The organism is Asaia sp. VD9, assembly GCF_037150015.1.
GTDB lineage: Bacteria > Pseudomonadota > Alphaproteobacteria > Acetobacterales > Acetobacteraceae > Asaia.
The window spans coordinates 60,181-78,184 of sequence record NZ_JBBCQM010000014.1; the positions used below are offsets into that span (position 1 = coordinate 60,181).

Below are 18,004 nucleotides of genomic sequence, written 5' to 3' on the forward strand. Positions count from 1 at the left end.
ACGAGCGCTTCATGGGGATCAGGGTGCGCTGCGGTGCGAGAGGAAGCTGCCGTCCTGCAACGAGGCCTCGATATCCTCGAGGCTGCGCCCCTTGGTCTCCGGCACGTAGCGATAGACAAAGAAGAAGGCGAGAACCGAGATCGCCCCGTAGAGCCAGAATGTACCCGAGGCGCCCATGAATTCGATCAGGCTGAGCGTGGTGAGGCTGACGATCAGGTCGGACACCCACATCGAGACAGAGGCCAGACCGGTTCCCTTGCCACGCACCGAGAGCGGGATGACTTCGGAGTTCAGAAGCCAGATCACCACCGACAGGCTGCCGCCATTGAAGGCGATATAGGCCAGCATCGAGACGACCACGACCCATTGCATGGAACCGCTCGGATGACCGCCCATGAAGGCCGCGCCAAGGACGACGAGTGCCACCACCGAGAGCGGGATGAACAGCAGCATCAGGCGACGGCGGCCCATGTGATCGACCAGAAACGTGCCGACAATGGTCATGGCGACCAGCGTGACGCCGACGCCGATGCTGGCCAGAAGCGACGCCGAATCCCCGAAGCCAGACTGGGTGAGAATGGTGGGGGCGTAATAGATGACCGCGTTGATACCCGTCAGCTGGCACAGGATGGACACACCGAGTGCGGCAACGAGAGCAGGGCGTACCCAGGCCTTGCCGAGATCGCGCCAGCTGCCGCTATCGCCTTCATTATCAGCAACAGTGACGATCTGTTCTACTTCACGTGCGGCAAGATGGGCATTGCCGCGAATACATGTCAGTACGCGCCTGGCCTCATCGGCACGGTTTTGCGTGATCAGCCAGCGAGGGCTTTCGGGCATGACCATCATGCCGAAAAACAGGATCAGAGCCGGAATGACGGCCAGCATGAACATCAGGCGCCAGTTGCCGCTGAAGGCGTACCCGATGAGATAGGAGATGAGCTCGCCCCCGGCGATCATCATCTGGAAAAGCACGACCAGAGCCCCGCGGCGTTTTGCCGGGGCGACCTCGGCGATGTAGACCGGCATGATCTGGGTGATGGCGCCTACGGCAAGACCGAGGATGAAGCGGGTAATGGTGAGCGTTGTGGCATCGGGGGCGAGGCTCGTGGCAATCGCACCGAGAATGAAGAGGACGGCAACAGCAAGGACGGTCTTCTTGCGGCCATAGCGGTCGCAAAGGGGACCGCAGCCGAGAGCCCCGAAGATACCCCCCACCAGAATGGCGCTGGTCACGATCTCCTTGCCGAAGGAGCTCAGACCGAAATCAGCGCCGATCGATAGAAGGGCAGATGAGATGATGCCGCAATCATATCCGAAAAGCGTGCCGCCCAGCGCGGCAATCACGACGACGAAAGCCAGAACGCGTTTGGCTGATCCGGGCATTTCCGCAGGCGCGGTCTGGTACCCGTCGCGTGTGATGGACCCGTTTAACTCGATGTTCGACACGGACGACCCTCCGATGGGAAGTAAATTCGAACATCTTGATGTGACGATCGTCGCATCGGCGCAAGAAAGATCTGCTCATATGATCACTAAATCGCTCATATGTGAATTTCCCGTCAGGAAGCCGCTTTGCCCGGGAGGATGGAATGGGACCCGCTGAACGCCTGCTCGCAATAGAAGTGGCGCGCGATTATTATCTGAATGGTCTGAGCAAGATCGAGATCGGCACACGCCACGGGATCTCCCGTTTCAAGGTGGCGCGTATTCTCGAGGAGAGCCTCGAATCCGGGCTCGTGAAGATTCAGATCAATGAGGATCGCACGATCGACTCCGAGCTTTCTGCACGACTCCAGGACGTATACGGCTTGCGCCATGCGCTGGTTCTGAGCGGCCCCTTCGCCGAGATATCGTCCTGCCGGGCGGCGCTGGGCAAGGCGGCTGCCGAACTTCTCGAGGAAGTTGCGACGGAGCAGGACGTGATCGGCGTTGCCTGGGGCCGAACGATCGATGTCGTCGCCGAGGCCATTCATGCTTTGCCGGGCTGTCGCGTCGTTCAGATGACGGGCGTGGCCGGATCGGTCGAAAACAGTTCGATCAATCTCGTCCGGCGTTTCGCCCAGGCCTCCAAAGGCGCCAGCCTGCCGATCTATGCCCCACTGATCGTCTCAGATGAGCAGGCCCGGGCAGTCATCGCCCGCCAGGCCGAAATCAGCGCCGCCATTGCCGAATGGCCCGCAATCACTTTGGCTGTGGTGGCCATCGGCAGCGCATCGGAGGCGGGCTCACAGGTGAGTGCCGTTCTGACAGCTGCCGAGCGTGAGGAATTGAAAGACAAGAATATGGCCTGCGAGATATGCGCCCTGCCGATGGATAAGGACGGTGCTTTCATCCAGACCTCCCTCGCCGAGCGGACGCTCTCCATTCCATTTCCCGTCTTGCGCGCTATTCCCCATGTGATTGCGGTTGCGGGCGGCCCGGACAAGCATCACGCTATTCTGGCGGCCTTGCGCAGCGGCATTGTCACGTCCCTGGTGACAGATCGCGAGACGGCGGCGTTTTTGCTCGGCTGAGCGTTCAGAAACGCGCGATCAGCGCGACGCCAGCGATCATCAGCACGGCACCCGCGATACGATAGGGGTTGAGGCTGTGCACTTCCATGCGCAGCAGCCCAAAATGATCGATCAGCAGGCTGGTCACGAGATTGGCCGTAATCGTCAGTCCGTTGACCGGGCCCGCCCCCAGTTTCTGGATCAGCAGCAGCCCTGCGAAAACAGCCACGGCCCCCGTGATGCCGCCAAGCGGCGCCCACCAGGGCATCGCGGCAAGATCACCCGCGCTGGGAAGCGGGCGCGGCATGCATGCAAACAGGGCGATGGCGAGAAACAGCACGAGCAGGAAAGAGACTGACGTGGCAAGCCACGGATTGACGAGGGATTTCGCCAATGCCCCGTTCATGGTGGCGCCCAGCGCCTGAAGCGCACCGGCAATAAGGATAAAGGGAAGAGCCCAGGCAGCGTTCATGACAACCCCTCAATCGAGAAGGCGACGCCATCGGGCATAGGCTCATGCCGTCTGCGTAGCCGGTGGAGCATGACGCCTGGCAACGCAGGCGCCATTTCCGGGGCTCAACGCAGGATAGGGAAAACGGCTTCGTCGACTAGGATCTAAATCAGACTCCTCGCTGTTTGACCCTGATGTTTCACTGGTTGTTCGCGTCATGCAGACCGAAACGGAACACGGTGCGGCTGTGGAAAGTCTGTCCCGGGTCCAGACGGGTGGAGGGAAATTTCGGCTGGTTCGGACTATCGGGGAAATGCTGTGTTTCGAAGGTCACGGCATCGCTCTGACGGAAAATCAGGCCATTCCCCTCATCGGAGCCATCTAGGAAATTCGAGGTGTAGATCTGCACCCCGGGTTCCGTGCTGGCACAGCTCATGCTCCGACCGCTGCCGGGGTCCCACAGGGTCGCGACCGGTCTGAGCCCATCGGGGCCGGGTGCTCCGTCAATCACCCAGTTATGGTCGTAGCCATGCGCCATGAGTAATTGCGGGTCGCTCTTGCGGATATCCCTGCCGATGGGCTTGGCCGTGGTGAAATCGAAGGGTGTGCCCGCCACAGGTGCGATCGCCCCGGTCGGGATCAGTGTGGCATCTGTGGGGGTATAAGCCCGGGCATTCACCTGAAGCATCTGATTGAAAATCCCGTCCTGCGAGCCTGCACCGGCGAGATTGAAGTAGGAATGATTGGTCAGGTTGAGCACCGTGGGCTTTGTTGTCGTGGCTTTGTACTCGATGCCCAGCGTCCCCTGATCGTCCAGCGTATACGTCACGGTGACGTGCAGCGCGCCGGGATAACCCTGATCGCCATCCGGGCTGACGAGAGAGAGCGCCACCCCGACCTTTTGACCGGTACGGGCGATGTCACGGGCGCTCCAGACACGCCGGTCAAAGCCCTCTTTCCCGCCATGAAGCGAGTTCGGGCCATTATTGACCGGCACGGTGTAATCATGGCCATCAAGGGTAAAGCGTCCTTTTGCGATACGATTGGCAAAGCGACCGATCAGGGCGCCGAAAAACACGCCATTGGCGCGGCTCTTGGCCTCGTATTCGGCAAGGGTCGCATAGCCGAGCACCACGTTTTCACGCTTGCCAGCCCTGTCAGGCACCATGATCCGGGTGATCACCCCGCCATAGGTCATGATCGTGACCTCAAGCCCGTTGGGGGCTTTGAGTGTGTAAGCGCTGACAGCCTTGCCATCGCTCGTTTTACCGAAAGGGGAGGCGGTCATGGTCGCTGCCATGGCGGGAGAAAAGCTCATTCCGGCGGCAAGTGCCAAGGCGGCGGAACGCAGGGCCTTGCGACGGAGAAAGCGACGGGAGAAAGGGGCAGAGCACATGAGAACGCCTCGCTGCCATGCGGCCAAGCCGTCATGGCACAGTGATATGTTACGAAACGTTCATAAACCCGTTATATGGGTACGTCTAATCCGTGTTTGCGTATCCTTTCATAACAGTTTGCGAGAAGTCTCAGCTCACCAGGGGACATCTTTCCCGGCATAATCGCGATAGACCAGCCCTTTTTTAGTGCGATGAGCGATCAGAACGTCCACCACACCAGGAATCGTTTCCTCGATCGAGAAGCGTGCCTGCGCGCCACCCAGTGACGTACGCACCCAGCCTGGGGCGATGAGTGCGAGGGGACGTGACCGGCCGATACGCGCGTCGTAACAGCGCATGAACTGGTTCAGTGCCGCCTTGCTGCCACGATAGAGTTCGCGCTGCCCGCCATTGTTATTGGCGATACTACCCTGTCCCGAGGACATCACCCCTATCAGTCCCTGAGGGCTGACGAGACAATCCAGCGTCTCGATCACCCGCATGGGGGCGAGGGCATTGGTCAGCATGATCTCCATGAAATCCGAGGCGCTGACCTGGCCGATGGGCTGATCGGGCTGAGCATTGGTTGTCCCCGCATTGATGAACAGCATCTCGAAGCGCTCGCCGGAGAGCGTTTGTCTGAGCGCTGCGATCTGGGCGTCGCAGGCGATGTCGAGCCTCTCAGTCATCAGACGGTCAGGAAATCGCGTGGCCAGCTCGGCCAGCCCATCTTCGGGTGTACCGCGTCGTGTGGCGGTAACGCGCCAGCCGCGCATGAGAAAGGCCTCGGCCAGGGCGAGGCCAAGCCCCCGAGACGCTCCCACGAGAAGCAGATGCGGGGGAGGCGGTGCAGACAGGGGTGTTGTCGTCAAGACGTAGTCCTTTGCTGACGCAGGAAAGCAGGGACTCCAAAAGTGGAGGCTGCTCCATGATGGCGCCAGACGCATGAATTGCAGGATATCAATGCATCAAACGCCCCTTATGGAGCGTGGCAGAACAGGAGGCGGAGTCATGATCCCGAAAGATCTCAATCTTCTCGTTGCTCTCGAGGCGCTGCTGAGAGAGGAGAGTGTGCTCAAGGCGGCAGAAGCGCTCGATTTGAGCCCCTCTGCCATGAGCCGGACCTTGGCCCGACTGCGAGTGGCGACAGGCGACGCGCTTCTGGTGCGGGCGGGGCGCAGCCTCGTGCCGACACCCCATGCCCTTGTGCTGCGTGGTCAAGTGCGGGAGGTCACGGCTCGGGCCTGTGCGCTTCTCTCCCCCACCGAGGAAACTTTTGCGCCCAAGACGCTCGAGCGCGTCTTCATCCTGCGCACCAATGACGGGTTTCTCGAAGCCTATGGCACAATTCTAACCGAAGCTCTGCTGGCAGAAGCGCCCACGGTGACACTCGTTTTCCTGCCTCGTCGCGACAAGGAAGCCACTGCCCTGCGTGAGGGCAGGGTCGATCTAGAAATCGGGGTGATCGGGCCGGATGATTTCGGGCCGGAGATGCGTATGAAGCCGCTTTTTCATGATCGCTTTGCGGCCGTGGTGCGTGACGATCATCCCGTGCTTGCGGCGCCACTCACACCGGAGCGTTTCGCGGCCTGTCGGCATGTCGTTACCTCCAGGCGTGGCGCTTTGCGTGGTCCTGTGGATGAGGCTCTTGAGGCCCTTGGGCTGCACCGTCGGGTCGCGGTTGTCGTGCCTGGTTTCGATGACGCTTTGCGCCTCGCGCAAGGGGGCGCGCTGGTGGCTCTGGTCCCGCGCTCATGCCTGACGCACGCTGGAACGAGCGGACTGCACGCTTTCGACCCGCCGGTTGAAACACCTGGAATCACCGTCAGCGTGCTGTGGCATCCGCGCCTGAATGCCGATCCCGCCCATCGTTGGCTGAGGGAGAGGATCATCGCTCTGGTGCGCCAGAAAGCTGGTCCGGATGCCTTCTGATCATGACTGCCGCTCTCGCTGCAATGGCGTTGGGAGGTGGCGCTTTGAGCGTCAGGCCTTTTCGATTTTCTGCCAGGATGGATCGCTCATGTTTCCATGCCCGGACGGCGTGAGGCCACGACCGATCCACGTCTGACCAATGCCGGCAAGGGATCGCGACAGGACAGGTGAGGACCGGTTCGATTGATTTGGGGTTCCCCCTGCCATGGTCTATAAGGCCTGCTTCTTCACATCGGGATGGCGTCGCGTGCTTGCAGAAAAAGTGACGGATGATTTGTTCTCGGCGCTTGATCGCCCGGACCTGCAAAGCCTGTCGGATAAGAGTGTCTTCAATCTCTCCCCGCGTCTGACCCAGGCTTTCACCGTTTCTGCCGACTCCATCACCCTGGGTGCTCTGGCCTTCGAACGCCCGGATATGGCGCCCACCCTTCTCCGTTACGCGCTCGAGTGGAGCTTCCTGCTGCAGGAACTACCCGTGCGGGACAGGCCTCTTGCGGCGATCGTCGCTGCCCGGGTGGCTGCACGGTTCCATCTCCTCGATTGTGAAACGCTAGCGCTCCCGGTCGATTTGGGCTGGCTCGGAGAGTTCGCCGGAGAACATCCGCCCTGTGCAGAGCGCGTCACCGCGCTCTGGCCTTTTCTCACGCAGTTCTGCCCCCAGGCATCGCTTTCTCCCGTCGAGCCCGCGCTGTTGCTCGCGCGGCTCGCGCCGCTCTGGCCGTGGCTTGCTCCGTCTGAGGATCTGATGGCCGATGGTGGGGATGAGCGTCTTGTCATCGATCCCGCAACCGGGCTCAATCGGTACGGATGTTCGCACCGCCCGCGCCCATGGGCGGTGACCTTCTCCTCCTCCACAGCGTCGTCGCTTTCCGAACGCGGCTATCTGGGGGCAGAAACGGCACGACGGAAATTCCTGATCGAGGCGTTGAAAGGGGCATCGGCGCAGCAGGCCTGCGAGAGCGCCTGTCTCTCTGTGCGTGATGGTCTGGCGGCGCTATACGGGCTCGAAGGCCGCGATCATGTTGTGCTTGCTGCATCAGGGACCGATTGCGAACTGGCCGTACTGGCGATCGGGCTCAGGCGTGCGGGCGGAGCGCCAGTGGTCAATATTCTCATCGCCCCCGATGAGACAGGAAGTGGCGTGCCTCTGGCGGCCCAGGGGCGTCACTTCGCATCTGGCACCGCGCTTGGTACACAGGCTGACAAGGCGGAGTTCCTGACAGGCTTTCCCACGGCTACCCGGCTTGTGGGAATCGACATCCGCCACCCGGATGGCAGTCCGCGTGATGAAGCGGAGCGTGATGAGGCGATACGATGTTGCGTATGGGAGCAACTCGCCCTGGGACGTCACGTCATTCTCCATCAACTCGATATGTCCAAAACCGGTCTCGTCGGCCCCCGTGCCGAACTGATAGACAGCCTCATGGAGGCCTATCCGGATCAGATCACAATCGTGGTCGATGCCTGTCAGGCCCGCCTCGCCCCCGAGCGCATCAACGCCCTCGTCCGCAAGGGCATGCTTGTCATGACCACGGGCTCCAAGTTCCTGACCGGGCCTCCATTTTGCGGCGCGGTTCTCCTGCCGCGAACTGAACCCGGCGCCCTGGCCGGTTACACGCTTCCGGGCGGCCTTTCGGCCTATTTCAATCGATGCGACTGGCCCGCAACCCGCCCTCCCACGCCCCTGCGTCGTGGGGGCAATCTGGGGCTCGCCTTGCGCTGGAAAGCGGCCCTGGCTGAGAGCGCCGCTTTCACTTCTGTGCCGCCCAAGCGCATCAGCGACATCCTGCGGCGCTTCGAGACCAATGCGCATGACGTGATCGACCTTCATCCCGCTCTGACCCTGCTTCCCGTGCCGGCTCTTGAACGTTCAAATCTGGGCGGGCAGGAAGTCTGGGATGTGATTCCGACCGTTTTCTCCTTCCTCGTGCAGGATCCAAAGACGCCGGAAAAGCCACTGGCACTGGAAAAGGCGCGCGCACTGCATCGTTGGTTGAACAGCGACTTGTCACCCTGGATCGCGGCATCTCCGCTCGCTGAATTGCTCTGCCATCTGGGGCAGCCCGTGCCCGTGCCGCACCCGGCTCTGGGGGGCGAAAATGCCGGAGCGCTGCGTCTCTGCGCCGGGGCGCGACTGGTTTCGGGTGAGCCCTCCCATGCCGGCATGACCGACACGGTGCGTCTCGCGCGGGAATTTGCCGATATGCGTCGCGTTTTCGACAAGCTTTCTCTCATCCTGCGGCACTGGGACCTGCTCGAAGCGGCTGGCCCTGTCCCGCGCTATGCGCCTCACTCTCATTTCTCGCGAAAGTCTCTGGTATCATGACCCAGCCGAATACGCCTCAATTCAATGATACCGGGGCGACCGCGCCCAAGGCGCACGGTCATTTTCTTGACTCCATGCAACTCCCTTCGGGTGTCACGCGGTTCTGGCTTATTCGTCATGCCATTGTGGAGGAAACCGCCCGGCTGCGTGTCTACGGGTCTTTGGATGTCGAACTCTGTTCCGAGCATCTGGCTCTGCAGGTGCCCTATTATACCGCGCTTGGGCGCAGGCTTCCGGATGAGGCCAACTGGGTGGTCTCGCCCCTCAAGCGCGCGCAGGATACGGCAAAGGCTATTTTCGCAGCCGGGTACGGTGCCCGCACGCTGACTATCGAACCGCGCCTGACCGAGCAATCCATGGGGGAGTGGCATAACCTTCCTCATGAGGAACTGCCGATGAAGCTGCGTCAGACCGCCCATAATTTCTGGTCTCTCTCAGCATCGGAGCAGCCTCCGGGTGGGGAGAGCATGCTGGATGTGTGTGCGCGTGTCGGCCATGCGCTGGATGAAATGGCCGACCATCATGCGGGGCAGGATACGGTGGTGGTCAGCCATGGCGGGGCCATTCGCGCGGCGCTTTCGCATGCATTGAATGTCCATCCTGATACAGGACTGCGCTTCTCCATCCAGAATCTGTCGCTTTCGATCATCGAGCGCATCAATGGTGTCTGGCGTGTGGTGACAGTCAATGAGCTTCCGACCGCACTAGGCGCGGAATAAGCCGCGAAGGATCCCGGGCGGGCGCATGTCGGAGGCTTTGACAGGGATAGGGAGCCTCCGGCCGTTTTCCCAGGCACGGCTCTCTCAACGCGTGGCTGACCCTGTGATGACAGACCTTTGCCATCATTGGTCATTTCTCTGACGTTATAAGGCCGTGGTTCGATACTTTCCTGCTCTTGATCGGGGAACGCGTGGCGTTGATCCCCGTCAGGAGCAAAGAAGATCATGCAAGAAATCACCCCTCCGTCTCTGATGCGTTTTTCACTGCGGGCGTTGCGCGCGTTCGGCTTCCTGTCTCTGGTCGTTCCGATATCTGGGGCCTGTGCTTCGGGGTATCGGCAGCCTCCCCCTTCAGGCCCTGATGCCTCTGCCCTTCACGCAGTCGCCATGACCTTTGATGATCTGCCTTACGTGATGCCGCCGGGGGCCTCGCAGCAAGCTAATCGCGCGGCGGCTCTGGCAGCCAATGCGGCTATTCTGAATGCTCTGCGTCGACATGCTGTTCCGGTCACAGCATTCATTAATGAAGACAAGGTGCAGGCGTTGGGTCCGGAAGGTCCACGGCTTCTTCAGCGCTGGAACGAGGGAGCGTTTGTTCTGGCCAATCACGGCTATCATCATTTCGACAGCAACAGGTTGACGCCCGTTCAGGTAGAGCAGGAAATCACGCAAGGGGAGGCCACGATCGGACCGCTTGCGCATCAGGCGGGGCGCACGCTCACGTTTTTCAGGTTTCCGTATAATCATGTCGGGGACACCGAAGCGAAGCGTCTGGCCCTCTCCGATATTGTGCATCGTCATGGGTATCGTCTGGCGGCGACCACGATCGACGTCGAGGATTATCTTTTCAACGACGCTTATGAATGTGCTTTCGCCCATGCGCGAAGCGACGCGATGGAGAAAATCGAGCGCGCTTATCTGGATTATGTCCGGATCGAGATTCCCTATTATCGCGAGCTCGATACCCGCGTCATGGGGCGTGAAATTCCCTCGATCATGCTCCTGCACAGCAACCGGCTGAACGCAGCGGCGCTCCCTGCGATCATTGATATTTTCAGGAAAGACGGAACGCGCTTTATCACTCTGGAAGAGGCCCAGGCCGATCCTGCCTATGCCAGCGAGCCCAGAATGGCTACCGCCTACGGACCGATGTGGGGCTATCGCTGGGCCAGAGAGCGCCATATTGCCGTCAATGGCGCCCTAGAGCCCGAAGCACCCGCGTGGATACGAGGCTACTGCAAGACGAACTGAGTGGTTTCTCTCTAAATTCTTGCCCAGCGCGTGCTGTGTCGAACGGCGTATCTGACAGGGGCCGATAGCGGGAAGTGGCGGCCGATTGCAGCAGAGATTCGGCGCATTGTGACGCAGGTGGGGTGGAAGTCAGAAGATCTGGACGGTCGATTTGAAGCCGAACACATGGGCAGTGCGCAGATTGTTCTGGCCATTCGGGTTGATGAAGATCTGATAATCGGGCGCGATGGCGACGCCGCGCATGACCTGTATCTGATAATTGGCCTCGACGACTGCAGCGTGGGTTTGTACCCCGGTTGCCCGATAAGGAAGACGGGCGATGAGACCCTGGTCCAGATAGGCGGCCTCGGTCGCACTGACGCCGGGTGACATCGCTTCGTACATGCCGATGATATTGAGAGCATCCTCAGGACGAGAGGCAATGAACCCGCGATTGACGACGCCGAAATAGGTTTGCCAGTGACGCAGGGAAACCCGTTTGTCGTTTAGAATGAACCCGGCAAGAATTGTCGTTCCCCTGTCTCCACTGGCCGGGTGACCTGCCTGATGCGGCACCCAGATTTTCTGGTCAGCCTCGAACCAGGTCCCCCAGCTTCTGGGATGTTGTCGCGCCGAGCGCCGGCTCCAGGCAAAACTCCTGCCGTCATCATCCGCATAGACGTCGGCGAGAGGCACATTCATCAGGCGCGCGCCGATCTTGTAATGCCCCGGCAGGCCCTTCTGCGCCCCAAATCGGGGCTCCCACCCCATCTCGACGGGAACCGACTGACCGCGAATGGCTGAGCCGCCGCTGAATTTGAACCCAGAGCGGTTATATTCAGGGCCGAACATGTTCCGCTCAGGAAAATAAACGCCAGTCTGGACATAGGTGTATTGCGAGGGGCGCCCGCGGAAACGCACCCCCCACACACCCGCCGGATAACGGCTGATGAAATCATTGTCGGCTGCGGCGCGCGGTCTGCCGCAAATGGAGTTGTTCACGAAATTGCAGAAGAGCGGTGAGCTCGAGAAATCAGTGAGTTCTGAAACCCGTCCGCCGGCAATCGCGATCCGTCCACCGAGCAGGTTCTCTTCGCCATAGGCCATGACAAGGTGCAAGACGACATTGCCTGCGCCGCCATAGATTTCCGATGAGTGACCCAGCCAGTCGCCAAACATGCGATTCCCGGTCATGCCATAGCGGCTGGTGAAAATGGTGTGCGTCGCAAAGCCAGGAATCCCGGCGAGTTTGGACCAGTCCATGTGCAGGCTGGTATTGACCTGACCCGCACCGCTTGCCCCTTGCCGATATTGGCTGAAACCCGGGGTAGGCTTCGTAGCAGCGCCCGAAAATTCGTTCGTAGTGGACATGAGAAAGGCCACCCCCTTGCTGCGCAACCAGGAAAGAACACCCGCAGGGTCGGGAAAAAGCGCGTCAGGATGCTCGAACGGGGGCACAACGGGCTTGCTTGAGGGATGTGCAGGAAGCGGCTTGTTGACACGGGTTGCTGCATCATAGGTCGCCTCGCCCTGTTGGATCGTCTGGGCACGGGCGATGTCCATGCAGGGAAAGGTGGCCAGTACGGCCAGGACAGGACCAGCAGTTTTTTTCGACAGCATGAGAATTCTCCGCAGCGTCTCGGGGGCGCGGTGTCACAGGTGAGGATGTTGGTCGGGTATTGGCTACTCGCTTTGGCGAACGCGTCCTGGCGGGTCATGCCCTGCTCGAACAGCATCCATGCGAGAGCGATCATTTTCTGAGCGAACCGTAACGGTCGCACTGCGTCCCGACATGGCACAAAGGCGTGATATAAATCACAATTAGTTTGATATCTCTCACAAGAAATGTGTTTTACCGGTTGGAAGTCCAGTAAAAGGGACGATCAGGATTTTTGATCGGACGATTACTTATTGATTGTTCGAACAATTTGAACAGTTAACTTGTTTTATTGTGCATTGATCGTACCGCTACAGAAGTGCGGTTTGATGCGCATGAGCGGAAATAGGTTTCATCGCTATGAAAAATCTCAATCAGACAGCAATCGTAACAGGAGCTGGATCACTGCGTGGCATTGGTCGCCGTACGGCGGAGGCGCTGGCGGCCCAGGGATGGTCGATCGCCGTTCTCGATATCGATGAGGCAGCCGCCCAGAGAACTGCCGCCGCCATTGCCGAGAGCCACAAGGTACAGGCCCGGGGTTATGGCTGCGACGTCACTCAGGCAGAGGCTGTATCCTCGGCGGTCGGGAAGATCGGGCAGGAACTGCCGCCTATCGGGGCGCTCATCAATAATGCCGGCGTCACGTCTCCCATCCGCTTTCATGAGGTTACGGAGGCGGAATGGACTCGCGTCATGGATATCAATGTCCGTGGTGCGTTTCTGGTAACCCGCGCCGTGATCGGCGGCATGATGGAGCGCCGCTTTGGCCGGATCGTCATGCTGTCTTCGGTTTCTGCCGAGCGCGGTGGCGGTGTCTTCGGAGCCGTTGCCTATTCCGCCGCCAAGGCAGGTCTTCTGGGCTTTGCCAGAGCGCTCGCCCGAGAGGCCGGGTCGTTCGGGATTACGGTCAATTCGGTCGCTCCCGGTCTGATCGATACGGACATCACGGCAGGTAAACTCGACCCAGAGCGCAAGGCCAAGCTGATCGCGGATGTGCCCATGGGACGATCAGGGAATACGGACGACGTGGCGGATGTGATTGCCTATCTGTGTCGCCCCGAAACCTCCTATGTCACGGGTGCGACCTGGGACATCAATGGCGGATCGCACATCCATTAGGTGATGCGATTGGGTCATGCCGCCATCGCTCTGCGTGGCTGAATGGAGGTGTGACCTCAGCGCGGGAAGAGCGTTCCGCGAAAACGTGTGACGCTTACCCGCTCCCACGAAAAGCTGGAGAACCGGTACAATGGTTCATCAGGTCACGGCGCCCCTGCTGGGGTCGCTCGTCTGGTCGTCTGCGGTCGCGATCCTCCCGATCCTGCTCCTGTTTATTTTTCTCGGATGTCTCGGCTGGCGGGCCGAGCGCGCCACCCTGGCAGCGCTGGCGGCAGCGCTGCTGATTGCCCTTGCGGTATACGGGGTCGCCCCTGTCCAGTCGCTCAATATCGCCGCCTATGGCGGGGCATTCGGTCTGATTTCGGTAGCCTGGGTCATTCTGAATGCCATCTGGCTTTACGAACTCACGGTCAGAAGCGGGCATTTCGAGGCGCTCCGTCAGGTTTTTGCCAGTATGGCGGGTGCGCCTCCCGTACAGATGCTCCTCATCGCCTTCGGGTTCGGCGGATTGCTTGAAGGACTGATCGGGGCGGGCGCTCCGGTCGCCATCTGTTCGGCCATGCTCGTGGCAATCGGTCTTCCTCCCATGCAGGCGGCCATCTGCACGCTCCTCGCCGATTCAGTGCCGGTTGCCTTCGGCACCCTTGCGCTTCCGATTATCGCCCTCTCTTCGGCAACAGGCCTGCCGGTGACCACACTGGGCGCCATGGTCGGGCGCCAGACGCCCATCCTGGCCATGCTCATTCCGTTCATCCTGCTGATCCTCGTGGGCGGACGCAGAGCCCTGCGCGCGCATTGGCGTATCGCCTTTCTCGCCGGATTATCCTTCGGGTTCACGCAATTCGCCGTATCGAATTATCTCTCTGTCAAGCTGGCCGATGTGATCGCCGCGCTTGTCGCCTCGGCTGTGCTGGTCGCAACGGTGCGTCTCGCGCCCAATGGCATGCACGAGCCGGAAATGACGAGAGAGAACGCAATCGATCCGCGGCGTATGGCGCAGGCACTGGCGCCTTACGGGATTATCATCCTGGTTTTCTCGCTCGCGCAGATTCCCGCGCTCACGCGGGTTCTAGCCGTTGCCACTGTCAGTTTCGACTGGCCGGGCCTTGCCATTCTGTCGCCCGACGGTGCGGCTATAGCGACGCGCTTCAAACTGCCGCTTCTTGAGACGACAGGCACACTGCTCCTTTTGTCTGGCGTGATCACGATGCTTGTTCTGCGCCTCTCTCCACGTCTGGCTCTGCGGGCCTATCGGGATGCGGCCTATCAGATACGCCATGCCGTGATCACGGTGGCGGCGATTTTCGCTCTGGCCTTCGTCGCCAATCTGTCCGGTCAGACACGCACAATGGGTCTTCTTCTGGCGACGCTCGGTCCCACCGGATTTGCGCTGGTATCGCCATTGATCGGTTGGATTGGCGCCGCGCTGACCGGTTCGGATTCCTCGTCCAATGTCCTTTTCGGTGGCTTGCAGACGACGGCTGCACAGGGTGTCGGCATGTCGCCCATTCTTGCAGCGGCGTCCAATTCTTCTGGAGGCGTCGTGGCCAAGGCGATCAGTGTCCAGAGCCTGGCAGTGGCCAGTGCCACGGTTTCCCTGGTTGGCAAGGAGGCGGCAATCCTCCGTCGGGTCATTTTCTGGAGTCTTGGATTGCTCTTGCTGATGTGCGCGATCAGCCTTTTTCAGTCCCTTCCTTTCATCAGCGGATGGGTGGTCCCCTCCCTGCCTGCGGAGCCTGTTCCATGAGTCGGATCATTTCCTTCAGTGCCGCACCCTATGACGGGTGGGAACTGCCAGTCATGCTCGAGAGCCTCGCGCGCTGTGGCGTCACCCATGTCGAGCCAGCCTATATCGTCGGCTATACCGAGCCGTTCGATGAATCGGCTTTCAGCCAGGGGCGCGCTTGCGCTTATCGACGCGCGCTTCATGATGCTGGGATCGGGTGTCTGGCGATGTCGTCCCATATCGATCTGGGGATGCCGGACTCCATTGATATATTCCGGAACCGTATCGATTTCGCTGCGGGTATCGGCGCCAGTATCATCAATACGAATGCGGCGGTCGCTGCACATGAAGCACAATTCTTTCGCAACATGGAGACGCTTGTTGCCCATGCTGAAAAAGCCGGAATCGTGATTGCGCTGGAAAATCCGGGTGATGGCCAGCCCAGCCTGATCAATACCGGAGAGCAGGGAAAAGCCCTGGTGAGCAGGATTGGCTCTCCATGGGTTGGACTCAACTTCGATCCGGGCAATCTGCCCAGTCATGACGCCAGTTGCGATCCGGTAGCGGAGATGCGCGATGCGCTGCCCGCCTGTGCGCATTGCCATATCAAGAATGTGCGCCGTCATGAGGATGGCTGGAGCTTCCATGCGTTGGGAGCAGGGGGGAGTCGGGATGCCGAATGTCTGGCTCTGCTCGCTGAAGTCTCTGCGCTGCCTTTCGCGGTGGAACTTCCCTTGCGTATGCGCCGCGGTATCGATGCTGCGCCCTGGCGCAGGGTGCGGCGTCTCGAACTGGCCTATATCGAAGAAAGGATCAGCGATTCTCTGACTTTTGTTCGAGATATTCTGCCAAGCGAGGTCTCGGTTGCGTGACATCAGGCCTCTGAGCCATGCCGATCGCGCCGCTGGAAGGCGACGCCGAGCTGTGGCGCGGCGTCAAGGTGACGAAAATGTCATTTCCCTGAAATGCGAAAGTCATCTTACCTCGCTTTCGCAAGTTAAACGTTTAACTAACGGGAGCGATGATGCCACGCAGGCCGGGCAAGGTATCGATACGTCATGTCGCTGAAGCTGCGGGGGTGTCCGTTGCTACCGTGTCCAACGTCGTGCGTGGCCGCAAGAATGTATCCGATGCCGTTCGTGCGCGTGTCGAGAAGACGATCGATACACTCGGCTATCTGCCTAATCGTGCCGCCATGCAGTTGCGCGAGGGGCGCAACAGGATCGTCGGTGTGCTCGTGCCCAGCCTCGATAATCCTTTCTTTACTGCGATCATCGCGAGTATCGAAAATTGCGCCCGTCGCGACGGCTACGACATCATCGTGGCCAGTGCTGGCGAGGATAGCGCGCTGGCTTCATCCCGTCTGAAGGCGCTTCTGTCATGGCGACCGGCGGGTATGATCGTTCTGCCCAATGACGATCGTTTTGCCGATGCAGGGCTGCTCGACGCCTCAGGCGTGCCCTATGTCGTTCTGGACCGCCTGCCCGGTGCCAGCGCAGCTGATACGGTGGCCGTTGATAACGAGCAGGCAGCAACCGAAATCGCGGCGCATCTCGCCGGGCTCGGTCATCGGCATATGCTCGTCGTGGCCACCACGCTTTCCCTGGCGAATATCCGCGAACGCTGCGCAGGTATTCTGGCCTATTGCGCACGTGCTGGTCTTCCAGAGCCGCGCGTTCTTGAAGTTGGTCATCACTTCGAGGACGGGCCGCCCGGCCTGACCGAAGCGCTTGCCGGTGCGAACGCGCCGAGCGCCGTGATCGCCCTGACCAATTCCATCACTCTGGGGGCACTGCGTTGCTTGCACCAGAGCGGATACGCCGTACCCGGTGACATGTCGCTTGTCGGGTACGACGATTATGCATGGATGCGTGCCACCCTGCCGCCCATTACCGCCATCTGCCAGCCGGTGGATGCGCTGGGCGCCGAGGGCTGGTCGCGCCTCATGCTGCGTATTGCGGGCGAAAGCACTGCCCCCCTGCAGGTCAGACTGGCCTGCACGCTGGTGGTGCGCGGGTCGACCGCACCCCCCAGAACAGGAAACCTGTCATGAACAAGCTCGGACTCCACGCATTTGTCTGGACCGCTGGCTGGACGCCTGAAGACGCCGCCATGGCCATCCGCTCGACGGCGGAACTCGGCTACGATCTGATCGAGGCCTCGACCATGGACCTCAAGGCCTTCGACGTGCCCGCAACGCTGCGCGAACTCGAGGCCAATCGTCTTGGCATCACCATGTCCTTCGGCCTGACCGCCGATATGGATATCTCCTCGGGCGACCCCGAGCGTATCCGTCGGGGAGAGGCGCATCTGCTCGATGCCATTTCCCTCGCCCGGGATGTCGGGGCGACCCATGTCTGCGGCATTCTCTATTCCGCTTTCCAGAAATACGCGACGCCGGTGACGGCAGAGGGCGTGCGCGGCTCTATCGAGGTGGTGCGTCGCGTCGCTGAAAAGGCGCAGGCCAGTGGCATTACGCTGGGCATGGAAGTGGTCAATCGCTACGAGTCCAACGTGCTCAATACGGCACGCCAGGCCATTGCCTATGTGAAACGCGTCGAGATGCCCAATGTGAAACTGCACCTCGATTGCTATCACATGAATATCGAGGAAGCGGATTCTGCCGAGGCCATCAGGGAGGCGGGCGATCTGCTGGGCTATTTTCATACCGGGGATTCGCATCGCGGCTATCTCGGCTCGGGCTCGGTGGATTTTCCGAGCATCTTCCGCGCGCTGGAGAGCATCCAGTATCAGGGGCCGATCACTTTCGAATCCTTCTCCTCTGCGGTGGTCGGTCAACCGCTCGAAGGGATTCTGGGCATCTGGCGCAATCTCTGGGAGGACAGCCGTGATCTCGCGGCCCATGCCAAGGCCTTCACTGATGTGCAGATGAAATCGGCACGCGAAGCGCTCGGTCGCCAGAAGCGCTGAACGCGCGGCTTTTCTCCCGAACCCCATCCCGTCACGCGG

Annotated in this window: 15 protein-coding genes; 10 read left to right on the plus strand and 5 right to left on the minus strand. The window is 60.5% G+C overall.

Annotated elements, in window-relative coordinates; translation table 11 throughout:
• Positions 1–18 precede the first annotated feature (18 nt).
• The gene (locus WFJ47_RS14615; protein ID WP_336763943.1) at positions 19–1,449 is read right to left on the minus strand and encodes a sugar porter family MFS transporter; all 1,431 of its coding nucleotides are present in this window, start codon (positions 1,447–1,449) and stop codon (positions 19–21) included.
• A 143-nt stretch (positions 1,450–1,592) separates the two neighbouring features.
• On the opposite strand from WFJ47_RS14615, the gene WFJ47_RS14620 reads away from it, so the two are divergent.
• A complete protein-coding gene (locus WFJ47_RS14620) occupies positions 1,593–2,516 on the plus strand; it encodes a sugar-binding domain-containing protein (RefSeq protein ID WP_336763944.1) in 924 nt (307 codons plus the stop codon).
• A 4-nt stretch (positions 2,517–2,520) separates the two neighbouring features.
• Here WFJ47_RS14620 and WFJ47_RS14625 read toward each other — a convergent pair whose 3' ends face one another.
• The 3 genes from WFJ47_RS14625 to WFJ47_RS14635 form a co-directional block, all read right to left on the minus strand.
• Positions 2,521–2,967, minus strand: a complete 447-nt coding sequence (locus WFJ47_RS14625; protein ID WP_127101587.1) for a DMT family transporter — start codon at positions 2,965–2,967, stop codon at positions 2,521–2,523.
• 178 nt (positions 2,968–3,145) lie between these two features.
• Positions 3,146–4,342 (minus strand): aldose epimerase family protein, encoded by a 1,197-nt coding sequence (locus WFJ47_RS14630; protein WP_336763946.1) that lies wholly within the window; start codon positions 4,340–4,342, stop codon positions 3,146–3,148.
• Positions 4,343–4,477: 135 nt separating this feature from the next.
• A complete protein-coding gene (locus tag WFJ47_RS14635; RefSeq protein WP_336763947.1) occupies positions 4,478–5,194 on the minus strand; it encodes an SDR family oxidoreductase in 717 nt (238 codons plus the stop codon).
• Between the two features lie 139 nt (positions 5,195–5,333).
• On the opposite strand from WFJ47_RS14635, the gene WFJ47_RS14640 reads away from it, so the two are divergent.
• From WFJ47_RS14640 to WFJ47_RS14655, 4 genes are all read left to right on the plus strand, one after another.
• Entirely contained in the window at positions 5,334–6,254 is a 921-nt protein-coding gene (locus WFJ47_RS14640; RefSeq protein ID WP_336763948.1) for a LysR family transcriptional regulator, read from the plus strand.
• A gap of 247 nt (positions 6,255–6,501) precedes the next feature.
• Positions 6,502–8,580: a hypothetical protein gene (locus WFJ47_RS14645; protein ID WP_336763950.1), complete on the plus strand. Its 2,079-nt coding sequence runs from the start codon at positions 6,502–6,504 to the stop codon at positions 8,578–8,580.
• Positions 8,577–9,299, plus strand: coding sequence for a histidine phosphatase family protein (locus WFJ47_RS14650; protein WP_127101577.1), 723 nt, complete (start codon positions 8,577–8,579; stop codon positions 9,297–9,299). Before WFJ47_RS14645 ends, WFJ47_RS14650 begins: the two co-directional genes overlap by 4 nt.
• A 225-nt stretch (positions 9,300–9,524) precedes the next feature.
• Positions 9,525–10,550 carry a polysaccharide deacetylase family protein gene (locus tag WFJ47_RS14655; protein WP_336763952.1) on the plus strand — a complete coding sequence of 342 codons (1,026 nt, stop codon included), beginning with the start codon at positions 9,525–9,527 and terminating at the stop codon, positions 10,548–10,550.
• Between the two features lie 129 nt (positions 10,551–10,679).
• On the opposite strand, the gene WFJ47_RS14660 is transcribed toward WFJ47_RS14655, so the two are convergent.
• Entirely contained in the window at positions 10,680–12,149 is a 1,470-nt protein-coding gene (locus WFJ47_RS14660; protein ID WP_336763954.1) for a carbohydrate porin, read from the minus strand.
• A gap of 397 nt (positions 12,150–12,546) precedes the next feature.
• On the opposite strand from WFJ47_RS14660, the gene WFJ47_RS14665 reads away from it, so the two are divergent.
• The 5 genes from WFJ47_RS14665 (at position 12,547) to WFJ47_RS14685 (ending at position 17,965) form a co-directional block, all read left to right on the plus strand.
• Positions 12,547–13,308, plus strand: a complete 762-nt coding sequence (locus WFJ47_RS14665; RefSeq protein WP_336763956.1) for an SDR family NAD(P)-dependent oxidoreductase — start codon at positions 12,547–12,549, stop codon at positions 13,306–13,308.
• A gap of 130 nt (positions 13,309–13,438) precedes the next feature.
• On the plus strand, positions 13,439–15,055 hold the full coding sequence (locus tag WFJ47_RS14670) for an L-lactate permease (RefSeq protein ID WP_336763958.1): 1,617 nt from the start codon (positions 13,439–13,441) through the stop codon (positions 15,053–15,055).
• Positions 15,052–15,906, plus strand: a complete 855-nt coding sequence (locus WFJ47_RS14675) for a sugar phosphate isomerase/epimerase family protein (RefSeq protein ID WP_336763960.1) — start codon at positions 15,052–15,054, stop codon at positions 15,904–15,906. Before WFJ47_RS14670 ends, WFJ47_RS14675 begins: the two co-directional genes overlap by 4 nt.
• A 149-nt stretch (positions 15,907–16,055) precedes the next feature.
• Positions 16,056–17,087, plus strand: coding sequence for a LacI family DNA-binding transcriptional regulator (locus WFJ47_RS14680; RefSeq protein ID WP_127101567.1), 1,032 nt, complete (start codon positions 16,056–16,058; stop codon positions 17,085–17,087).
• The gene (locus tag WFJ47_RS14685) at positions 17,084–17,965 is read left to right on the plus strand and encodes a sugar phosphate isomerase/epimerase (RefSeq protein ID WP_127101565.1); all 882 of its coding nucleotides are present in this window, start codon (positions 17,084–17,086) and stop codon (positions 17,963–17,965) included. Before WFJ47_RS14680 ends, WFJ47_RS14685 begins: the two co-directional genes overlap by 4 nt.
• Positions 17,966–18,004: the final 39 nt, after the last annotated feature.

Excerpts from the sequence above, each read along its gene's own strand:
- WFJ47_RS14640 (WP_336763948.1), top strand. The coding sequence starts at position 5,334 with ATGATCCCGAAAGATCTCAATCTTCTCGTTGCTCTCGAGGCGCTGCTG.
- WFJ47_RS14685 (WP_127101565.1), top strand. The coding sequence starts at position 17,084 with ATGAACAAGCTCGGACTCCACGCATTTGTCTGGACCGCTGGCTGGACG.
- WFJ47_RS14630 (WP_336763946.1), bottom strand. The coding sequence starts at position 4,342 with ATGTGCTCTGCCCCTTTCTCCCGTCGCTTTCTCCGTCGCAAGGCCCTG.
- WFJ47_RS14665 (WP_336763956.1), top strand. The coding sequence starts at position 12,547 with ATGAAAAATCTCAATCAGACAGCAATCGTAACAGGAGCTGGATCACTG.
- WFJ47_RS14675 (WP_336763960.1), top strand. The coding sequence starts at position 15,052 with ATGAGTCGGATCATTTCCTTCAGTGCCGCACCCTATGACGGGTGGGAA.
- WFJ47_RS14655 (WP_336763952.1), top strand. The coding sequence starts at position 9,525 with ATGCAAGAAATCACCCCTCCGTCTCTGATGCGTTTTTCACTGCGGGCG.
- WFJ47_RS14650 (WP_127101577.1), top strand. The coding sequence starts at position 8,577 with ATGACCCAGCCGAATACGCCTCAATTCAATGATACCGGGGCGACCGCG.
- WFJ47_RS14660 (WP_336763954.1), bottom strand. The coding sequence starts at position 12,149 with ATGCTGTCGAAAAAAACTGCTGGTCCTGTCCTGGCCGTACTGGCCACC.
- WFJ47_RS14625 (WP_127101587.1), bottom strand. The coding sequence starts at position 2,967 with ATGAACGCTGCCTGGGCTCTTCCCTTTATCCTTATTGCCGGTGCGCTT.
- WFJ47_RS14680 (WP_127101567.1), top strand. The coding sequence starts at position 16,056 with ATGATGCCACGCAGGCCGGGCAAGGTATCGATACGTCATGTCGCTGAA.
- WFJ47_RS14670 (WP_336763958.1), top strand. The coding sequence starts at position 13,439 with ATGGTTCATCAGGTCACGGCGCCCCTGCTGGGGTCGCTCGTCTGGTCG.
- WFJ47_RS14620 (WP_336763944.1), top strand. The coding sequence starts at position 1,593 with ATGGGACCCGCTGAACGCCTGCTCGCAATAGAAGTGGCGCGCGATTAT.